We start from the raw sequence: 8152 nt of genomic DNA on the forward strand, positions 1-8152 counted from the left end.
GCATGTCGGCCCTCGAGGAATACACCATAGCCCGGTACCAGGAAGACTACCGGGCACAGATCATCGAGCTGTGGGCCAAATGTGGCTTGACCAGGCCGTGGAACGATCCGGACAAGGACATCGACCGGAAGCTGACGGACAGGAATGGCGCCTTTTTCGTACTGTTGAAGGGACGTGAAATCGCCGGATCGGTGATGGTCAGCTATGACGGCCACCGCGGCTCGATCTACTATCTCAGTGTCGATCCGGATCATCAGTCCGCCGGATTGGGCAAAATGCTGATGGAGCATTGCGAGACATTCCTGCTCGAACTCGGCTGCCCGAAGATCAACCTGTTCGTTCGCGAGGGCAATGAACAGGTGCTGCGCTTTTACGAGAAGCTTGGATTTTCGGAGGAAACAGCCGTTGCCCTTGGCAAGAGGCTCATTCCCGATATCTGATGTGTCGTTCAGGCTTCGGAGCTCTTCGAACAGTCCTCAAGCGTGAGCTTCTTGGGACCGGAAGGGCGGCTGAAGACATAGGCGGCGCAGAATATCAGGATCAGCGCGACCAGTATGGCAAGCCAGGGTGCAGGCTCATTTGTGAAAAAGAAGACGGCATATCCACACGCCATACCGGTACCGGCCAGCCACTTGGCCTTGTTGGGGATAGCGCGATGGTCGCGCCAGGCGACAACCTGCGGGCCGATGACGGGATGGTTCAAAATTCTGGCTTCCAGGGCGGGGGAAGACCGGGCAAAGCAGGCCGCGGCCAGAATGAAGAATATGGTGGTGGGAAGCAGCGGCAGGAAGGCACCGACAATTCCGAGGCCGACACAGCCGGCTCCAAGAAGTTTGAATGTGGTTCGCCGCAAGTCAGCCTCCGATTTCGGCCAGTTTCAGGTGCAACACAAAAAATAAGTCACACGTAGGATACCGCGTCGCGATAAAGATGCTTATCTAAGTGCGGGTCGGAAAAAAGACAAACCTTCAGGGATATCAAACGGGTTTCGCCCATGAGCAGAAACAAGCATAAATCAGACGAGCCTCACTTGATAGGGCACAAGGCGGGCGCGATGACGCGCCTGCGCAATTATTTTCTGACGGGTCTCGTTATCACCGGTCCCATCGGGATTACGCTCTGGTTGACCTGGACGTTCATCAAGTGGGTGGATGGCTGGGTGAAGCCGTTTGTGCCGAGCTTGTACAATCCCGACACCTATCTGCCGTTTCCCATCCCCGGTTTCGGGTTGATCGTTGCGATTTTCGTTTTGACGATCGTGGGTTTCTTTGCCGCCAACTTCCTGGGCAGAAGCCTGATCTCCGTGGGCGAACGTATCGTCGGAAGAATGCCGCTAGTACGTAATGTTTACAGTGGCTTGAAGCAGATTTTTGAGACGGTGCTTGATGAGCGTGGGAGCAGTTTCACAAAGGCGGCGCTGATCGAATACCCCCGCCGCGGTCTTTGGGCGATTGTCTTCATTTCGACGGAGACGAAAGGCGAGGTCGCCAGACGTCTCAAGGACAAGTCCGAGATGGTTTCCGTGTTCCTGCCGACGACACCGAACCCGACGTCCGGTTTTCTGCTGTTCGTGCCCCGCGAGGATATCACTGAACTCGACATGGGGGTGGAAGATGCAGCGAAGCTGGTGATATCCGCGGGACTGGTCAATCCGAAGTATCCCGAGATGCTCGAGGAGGCGATTGCCGATCCGTCACAGCTTGAAATTGTCCGGAAACCCGAGGACGCCTGACACCAGGGTCATTGGGCTATTCCACGCCGGATGTTCGCCGGACGAGTTGCCGGGAAACGGGCTTGTCCGGTTGTTGCCGCAGGACAACGGAGGTTGTCACCGGACCGAGGCGCGCGATTGAATCGACAATGCGTTCAAGGTCTTCCGGTTTCGGCACAAGGACACGCACAACAAAGCAGTCTTCTCCAGTGACCCTGTCGACAGCGATAATTTCGGGAGTTTCGGCGAACATCTGCAAGGCCCGGCTTATGTTTTCGTGCGTTGTCCCGAGGCGCAGCAGCGCCTGCATGGAAAGCCCCAAAGCCTGAGGATTGATGCGCGCGCAATAGCCGGAAATGATGCCGCGCTCTTCTTGTCGCGGTTCCCGATCCTGGCGGTCCGAACTTTCCTGCGCAGGCAAAAGGGTTTTCAATTACAGATGTGGCACGTCTCGGAAAACCTTTGCTTACGATCGCAAGTTCGAATGATCCCTACGACCCGGACGGACGCGGAATTGAACTAGGGGAACGGGCGGGAGCAGCGGTCGTCAGGCTAGGAGACCGTGGTCATCTCAACGAGAAGAGTGGTGTTGGGGACCGGGCCGAAGGCGCCGGGCTGCTGACCGCCTTCCAAGCCGGGTTTGCCGCCGGCCAAGCCAAAAACGAGGGTAGCCGGCTCTGACGGGAGAAAGGCTGCGGGGTCTTTCTGGCAATCAGCCGGCCCGCAGCAACCGGATCGCAGCATCCCGGCCGAAAAGATAGAGCAGGCAGCGCAGAGCCTGTCCACGTTTTGACTGGAGGTCCGGGTCGGTTTCCAGAATGAGCCTGGCATCGTCCCGGGCGACCTCCATCAGGTCCGCGTGGTCCTCGGCGCGTGCAATCCGGAAACCGGGCGTTCCGGACTGGCGAGTACCGAGGATTTCTCCGCCACCGCGCAGCTTCAGGTCTTCTTCCGCGATCAGGAAACCGTCGTTGGTCTCCCGCATGATGTTGAGCCGGGCACCTGCGGTTTCTCCCAGCGGGCCCTTGTAGAGCAGCACGCAGGAAGACGGCTTGTTGCCGCGACCGACCCGGCCCCTGAGCTGATGAAGCTGCGCGAGACCAAAGCGTTCGGCGTGTTCGATCACGATGATGGTGGCGTCCGGGACATCGACGCCGACCTCGATCACGGTCGTCGCGACGAGGACATTTGTGACACCGGACTTGAAGTCCGCCATGGCTGCGTCCTTTTCGTCGGCCGACATGCGTCCGTGCACCAGGGAAACACGCCGCCGCAGCGCGTGTTCCAGCACCCGGTGCCGGTCCTCGACCGCGGCCAGGTCGATTTTCTCCGATTCTTCCACCAGCGGGCAGACCCAATAGACCTTCTGACCATCGGCAATGGCCGCGCCCACCCTGGCGATGACCTCGTCCAGCCGGTCGAGCGAGACGGAGACCGTCTTGACGGGTTTGCGGCCGGCGGGTTTGTCGGTCAGCCGGGAGACGTCCATGTCGCCGAAGCAGGTGAGCACCAGCGTGCGCGGGATGGGCGTCGCAGTCATGACCAGCACATCCACGCCCTGACCCTTGCCGGAAAGGGCGAGGCGCTGGTGAACGCCGAAACGGTGCTGCTCGTCGACGACGACCATACCGAGGTTTTTAAAAGTGACGGATCCCTGAAACAGGGCGTGCGTGCCGACGACGAGATCGATGTCCCCGGCATCGAGCTGCTCCTGCCGGATGCGTCGCTCTTTCTGGCTGTCCTTGCCGGTCATCAGGGCCAGACGGATACCGGCTTTCTCGCAGAGCGGGGCCATGGATGCAAAGTGCTGCCGGGCCAGGATCTCGGTGGGCGCCATCAGGGCGCCTTGCGCCCCGGTCTCGATAACCTGGGCAAGCGTTGCCAGGGCGACCACGGTCTTGCCCGCGCCGACATCGCCCTGAAGCAGGCGTAGCATGCGGACCGGCCTGGCAAGGTCCTCGTTGATTTCCTTGATCGCGTTAGCCTGGCTGCCGGTCAGCTCGAAGGGCAATGCGCCGATGACGGCCTGCTGAAGGGCGCCGCTCGGCGCGCGGGCGATGCCGCCGAGGTTACGCATGTTTGCGCGCACCATCGCCAGCGCCAGCTGGCTGGCAAGCAGTTCGTCATAGGCAAGACGCTGCACGTAGGGTGACATCGGTTCGATGTCGCTGCGTTCCTTCGGTGCGTGCAGGGTCTGCAGCGCCTCGTTGAAATCCGGCCAGCCGGTCTGCTGCAGATAGGGTTCGTTCAGCCATTCCGGCAGGTGCGGGACCCGTTCCAGGGCAGTCTTCATCGCCTTTTGCAGCGTCCTGGAGGCAAGGCCTGCGGTCAGCGGGTAGACCGGTTCTATGGCCGGCATCTCGGCGGCTTCTTCCGGTTTCAGGGAATAGTCCGGATGCACCATCTGCGGCCGGTCGTTGAACCATTCCACCTTGCCGGACACGATCCGTCTTTCGCCCTCCGGGAAGGTCTTTTCCAGCCAGTCGCTCCGCGAGTGAAAAAAGACAAAGGTAATCTGCCCGGTCTCATCGAAGGCGGAAATCTTGTAGGGTGCCTTGGAGTGTCGGGGAGGGGCCTGATGCCTTCCGATGGTGACATCCAGCGTGACGATGTCTCCGTTTTCCGAATAGGCGATGCCGGGCCTGTGGCGTCTGTCGATCAGACTGTGGGGAATGTGGAACAGGAGATCGGAAACCGTCGCGTCCCTGTCAGGTTGCCCCCCCACCAGCCCGGACACCAGCTTGGCGATCTTCGGTCCGATCCCCGGAAGCGTGGAAACGGGAGCAAACAGGGGATCGAGGACCGGCGGGCGCATATCTGTTCGTGGAACCTATCCGATTTGGCAAATGCTCTGTGGCGAACGGGTACCAGTACTGCCACGAAGGGAAGGTGTCGTGCAACAGCAAGAACAATATGTGAACAAATTCGTCAAACTTCGTTCGAACGGCCGCTGACAACTCGCATTCGGAAGGTTATATATCCGTCACGCAATCACCCGCTCCGGCTTCTTTCGATAGTTACCCTTCTGCGGAAGGGGGCCGGTGCATTTCCAGATAGGGTCTTCATGTCAGAGCAAACCGGCAACGACGCAATCCAGGACAATCGCGATCCGCGGCGCAAGAAGATACTCTTCCGTTGCTGGCACCGGGGCATGAAGGAGATGGATCTTCTGCTGGGCGGTTTTGCCGACGCGGAAATCGACAAGCTGTCCGAGGAAGAGCTTGGTGAGCTGGAGCACCTTCTCAGCGCGCAGGATCACGACCTTTATGCCTGGATGAGCGGCCGGGTTCCCTTGCCGCAAGAGTGGGACGGACCGCTCTACCGCCGGATCATTGCCTATCACGAAGCCCACGGCCCCGCCGGTTTCGCATCTTAAGAACAAGGACATCGCAGTGTTTGACAGCCTGCTTCAGGATCAGGCCAACGTAACGCTTGCTGGCGTTCCCGACGGCGCCGAGAGTTATGCGCTTGCCCGCCTTCTGGCCGAAAGCAACCGGGAGGGATTGGCCCTGGTCTTCGTGGCGCGCGATGCCACACGCATGGCGATGGTGGCCGAAGCGCTTGCCTTCTTCGATCCGGGGGCCGACATCCTGCAGTTGCCTGCCTGGGATTGTCTGCCTTACGACCGTGTTTCACCGAACACCAGCATCAGCGCGCGCCGGCTGCTGGCATTGGGGCAGCTTGCACGCGGACTACCGGGCAAGAAAAAAACCGTTCTTCTGACCACCTTGAACGCGGCGCTGCAGCGGGTTCCGGAACGCGCCTTCATGGCCGACCAGACCTTTTCCATGGCGCCCGGTAACCAGGTGGACATGAGCGCCATCGCCAACTGGCTCGAGATGAACGGCTTTTCACGCACGCCAACCGTGCGCGAAACAGGCGAATATGCGGTTCGCGGCGGGATCGTCGACCTTTATGCCCCTGGTGCGGAAGAACCGGTCCGACTCGACTTCTTCGGCGACACGCTGGAATCGATCCGTTCCTTCGATTCTGAAACCCAGCGAACCTCGAAACAGCTGAAACGGCTCGACCTCGTACCCATGAGTGAAGTGGTCCTGTCCGAGGAGGCGATTTCCCGGTTCCGACGGTCCTATCTTGCCAGCTTCGGCGCCACCAGCCGCGAGGACGTTCTCTACCAGTCGATCAGCGACGGCCGGCGCTATGCCGGCATGGAGCATTGGCTGCCCATGTTTCACGAGCGGCTGGAAACCCTGTTCGATTACATCGGCGACACGCCCGTCGTGCTCGACACCAGTGCCGCCGATGCGGTCCACGAGCGCCTGGCGCAGATCAGCGAACATTTTTCCGCGCGCCAGGAGGCACGCGAAATGGGGGCGAAGTCCGGCACGGTGCCCTATATGCCCGTTGAGCCGGAAAGCCTCTATTTCACCGAAAACGAATGGACTGCCGCCGTTGCAGACCGGGCGAGCGCCTTCCTCGATGCCTTCACACCGCCGCCGGGAACCGGAAAGACTGTCATCGAACTCAGCGGGCGCCAGGGCCGGAGCTTTGCCGCCGAACGGGCTGCGGGTGACGTCAATATCTTCGACGCGCTGACCGCTCACGTGCGCTCCCTGCAGGACCAGGGCAAGCGTACGGTGATCGCCTGTTGGTCGGAGGGGTCGCGCGACCGGTTGGGCCAGATCCTGGAAGATCACGGCCTTGGCACGGTCAAGCTAGCCGACACGCTTGCCGAAGTCGTGGCATTGCCTGCAAAGACGTCTGCGCTTTGCGTCCTGGGCATCGAGCATGGCTTCGAGGTAGGCAATCTTGCCTTCATCGGCGAGCAGGACATACTGGGTGATCGGCTGGTGCGCAAATCGCGCCGCAAAGCCAAGGGCGCCAATGTCATCACCGAGGCGACGGGGCTGTCGGAAGGCGATCTCGTCGTCCATGTCGACCACGGCATCGGCCGCTTCATCGGCCTGAAGACCATCGAGGCGGTCGGGGCGCCGCACGACTGCCTCGAGTTGCAATACGCCGGTGGCGACAAGCTTTATCTGCCGGTCGAAAACATCGAGCTTCTGTCCCGCTACGGCTCCGAGGACCAGGAAGCCCAGCTGGACAAACTGGGCGGTGGGGCCTGGCAGGCGCGCAAGGCGAAGCTCAAGAAACGCATTCTCGAAATTGCCGACGGTCTCATCAAGACGGCGGCCGCGCGTGCCCTCAAGACCGCTCCGGTGGTGGAAACCCCCGAAGGGGTCTACGACGAATTCGCAACGCGCTTCCCCTACGAGGAAACTGACGACCAGCTGACTGCTATCGATTCCGTCTTCGACGATCTTTCGTCAGGCCGGCCGATGGACAGGCTCGTTTGCGGCGACGTCGGTTTCGGCAAAACGGAAGTCGCGCTGCGCGCGGCCTTCATCGCGGCCATGTCCGGCCGGCAGGTGGCCGTGGTGGTCCCCACGACGCTTCTGGCGCGCCAGCACTACAAGACCTTTTCAGAGCGGTTTCACGGCCTGCCGGTCAATGTTGCGCATGCCTCGCGTCTTGTGCCCGCCAAAGAGTTGACGGCGGCCAAAAAGGGGATCGCGGACGGCACCGTCGACATCGTTGTCGGCACACATGCTCTTCTCGGCAAGTCCGTTCAGTTCCGCGACCTTGGCTTGCTGATCATCGACGAAGAACAGCATTTCGGCGTGAAGCACAAGGAGCGGCTTAAGGAGCTTAAGTCGGACGTTCACGTGCTGACGCTGTCGGCAACGCCGATCCCGAGAACCCTGCAACTGGCCCTGACGGGCGTGCGTGAACTGTCGTTGATCGCGACCCCGCCGGTCGACCGTCTGGCCGTGCGCACCTTCGTCTCGCCCTTCGATCCGCTCGTTGTGCGCGAAGCGCTCCTGCGCGAACATTATCGCGGCGGCCAGAGCTTCTATGTCTGCCCGCGGCTCTCCGACATTGCCGAGCGCAAGGAGTTCCTGGAGGAGAGTGTCCCGGAACTGAAAGTGGCCGTCGCCCATGGCCAGATGCCGCCGAGCGAGCTGGAAGACGTCATGAACGCCTTCTACGAGGGCAAGTATAATGTTCTCCTGTCGACGACGATCGTGGAATCCGGTCTCGATATTCCGACGGCCAACACGCTGATCGTACACCGCGCGGATATGTTCGGCCTTGCGCAGCTCTATCAGCTGCGCGGACGGGTGGGCCGGTCGAAGACCCGGGCCTATGCGCTGTTCACCGTGCCGGCGAACAAGACGCTGACTACTACGGCGGAACGGCGCCTGAAGGTCCTGCAGTCTCTGGAAACCCTTGGCGCGGGCTTCCAGCTCGCCAGCCACGACCTCGATATTCGCGGATCGGGGAACCTGCTCGGCGAGGAGCAGTCGGGCCATATCCGCGAGGTCGGCTTCGAGCTTTACCAGCAGATGCTGGAAGAGGCCGTGGCAAGCCTGCGCGACGGCGACGAGGGCGCCGAGGCAGAGCGCTGGTCGCCGCAGA

The 8152-nt window shown here is 61.0% G+C and carries 7 protein-coding genes and 1 pseudogene; 5 read left to right on the forward strand and 3 right to left on the reverse strand.

Translation table 11 applies throughout. The features are described 5' to 3' along the window. Positions 1–2 precede the first annotated feature (2 nt). Complete coding sequence (locus tag ACQY7U_RS15445; protein ID WP_428645989.1) at positions 3–440, forward strand: GNAT family acetyltransferase; 438 nt, start codon at positions 3–5, stop codon at positions 438–440. Positions 441–448: 8 nt separating this feature from the next. Here the strand turns inward: ACQY7U_RS15445 and ACQY7U_RS15450 are convergent, their stop codons facing one another. After that, positions 449–853 (reverse strand): YbaN family protein, encoded by a 405-nt coding sequence (locus ACQY7U_RS15450; protein ID WP_428645992.1) that lies wholly within the window; start codon positions 851–853, stop codon positions 449–451. Positions 854–1054: 201 nt separating this feature from the next. Here ACQY7U_RS15450 and ACQY7U_RS15455 point away from each other — a divergent pair, with 201 nt between their 5' ends. Then, positions 1055–1732, forward strand: a complete 678-nt coding sequence (locus tag ACQY7U_RS15455) for a DUF502 domain-containing protein (RefSeq protein WP_428645995.1) — start codon at positions 1055–1057, stop codon at positions 1730–1732. Positions 1733–1748: 16 nt separating this feature from the next. Here ACQY7U_RS15455 and ACQY7U_RS15460 read toward each other — a convergent pair whose 3' ends face one another. After that, entirely contained in the window at positions 1749–2132 is a 384-nt protein-coding gene (locus ACQY7U_RS15460) for an Lrp/AsnC family transcriptional regulator (RefSeq protein WP_428645998.1), read from the reverse strand. 2 nt (positions 2133–2134) lie between these two features. Between ACQY7U_RS15460 and ACQY7U_RS15465 the strand changes: the two are divergent. After that, positions 2135–2392: pseudogene (locus ACQY7U_RS15465) on the forward strand (alpha/beta hydrolase); the annotation flags it as partial. Positions 2393–2423: 31 nt separating this feature from the next. Here the strand turns inward: ACQY7U_RS15465 and recG are convergent. Next, positions 2424–4526 (reverse strand): ATP-dependent DNA helicase RecG, encoded by a 2103-nt coding sequence (gene recG, locus ACQY7U_RS15470; RefSeq protein ID WP_428646000.1) that lies wholly within the window; start codon positions 4524–4526, stop codon positions 2424–2426. Positions 4527–4775: 249 nt separating this feature from the next. Between recG and ACQY7U_RS15475 the strand changes: the two genes are divergently transcribed. After that, positions 4776–5087 (forward strand): succinate dehydrogenase assembly factor 2, encoded by a 312-nt coding sequence (locus tag ACQY7U_RS15475; RefSeq protein WP_428646003.1) that lies wholly within the window; start codon positions 4776–4778, stop codon positions 5085–5087. A 16-nt stretch (positions 5088–5103) separates the two neighbouring features. Further along, a partial coding sequence (gene mfd / locus ACQY7U_RS15480) for a transcription-repair coupling factor (protein ID WP_428646005.1) occupies positions 5104–8152 on the forward strand: 3049 nt, incomplete at its 3' end.

This window comes from Roseibium sp. (assembly GCF_050301095.1).
Lineage (GTDB): Bacteria > Pseudomonadota > Alphaproteobacteria > Rhizobiales > Stappiaceae > Roseibium.

Excerpts from the sequence above, each read along its gene's own strand:
- ACQY7U_RS15475 (WP_428646003.1), top strand. The coding sequence starts at position 4,776 with ATGTCAGAGCAAACCGGCAACGACGCAATCCAGGACAATCGCGATCCG.
- ACQY7U_RS15445 (WP_428645989.1), top strand. The coding sequence starts at position 3 with ATGTCGGCCCTCGAGGAATACACCATAGCCCGGTACCAGGAAGACTAC.
- ACQY7U_RS15455 (WP_428645995.1), top strand. The coding sequence starts at position 1,055 with ATGACGCGCCTGCGCAATTATTTTCTGACGGGTCTCGTTATCACCGGT.
- recG (WP_428646000.1), bottom strand. The coding sequence starts at position 4,526 with ATGCGCCCGCCGGTCCTCGATCCCCTGTTTGCTCCCGTTTCCACGCTT.